The sequence below is a fragment of the Cognaticolwellia aestuarii genome, from assembly GCF_002000025.1.
In the GTDB taxonomy this organism is placed as follows: domain Bacteria; phylum Pseudomonadota; class Gammaproteobacteria; order Enterobacterales; family Alteromonadaceae; genus Cognaticolwellia; species Cognaticolwellia aestuarii.
On the sequence record NZ_MUZV01000030.1, the window covers coordinates 1 to 769 of the forward strand.

1 rRNA gene is annotated in these 769 nt (G+C 52.7%); it reads left to right on the forward strand.

Features of this window, described 5'->3' with window-relative positions:
- Window positions 1–750: ribosomal RNA gene (locus B0169_RS19045) — 23S ribosomal RNA — on the forward strand; the annotation flags it as partial.
- Between the last annotated feature and the right edge of the window lie 19 nt (window positions 751–769).

A 769-nucleotide genomic window follows, 5' to 3' on the forward strand; every position in this document is an offset into this window, starting at 1 on the left:
TGGAGCCAACCTTGAAATACCACCCTTGTATGCGTGATGTTCTAACCTAGGGCCCTTATCGGGCTTGGGGACACTGTCTGGTGGGTAGTTTGACTGGGGCGGTCTCCTCCCAAAGAGTAACGGAGGAGCACGAAGGTTGGCTAAGTACGGTCGGACATCGTACGGTTAGTGCAATGGCATAAGCCAGCTTAACTGCGAGACAGACACGTCGAGCAGGTACGAAAGTAGGTCATAGTGATCCGGTGGTTCTGTATGGAAGGGCCATCGCTCAACGGATAAAAGGTACTCCGGGGATAACAGGCTGATACCGCCCAAGAGTTCATATCGACGGCGGTGTTTGGCACCTCGATGTCGGCTCATCACATCCTGGGGCTGAAGTCGGTCCCAAGGGTATGGCTGTTCGCCATTTAAAGTGGTACGCGAGCTGGGTTTAGAACGTCGTGAGACAGTTCGGTCCCTATCTGCCGTGGGCGTTTGAGAATTGAAGAGGGCTGCTCCTAGTACGAGAGGACCGGAGTGGACGAACCGCTGGTGTTCGGGTTGTTATGCCAATAGCATTGCCCGGTAGCTACGTTCGGAACTGATAACCGCTGAAAGCATCTAAGCGGGAAGCAGGCTTTGAGATGAGTTCTCACTGGAGCTTTAAGCTCCCTAAAGGGTCGTTGGAGACTACAACGTTGATAGGTTGGGTGTGGAAGTGCTGCGAGGCATTGAGCTAACCAATACTAATTACCCGTGAGGCTTAACCATACAACACCCAAGTGGTTTT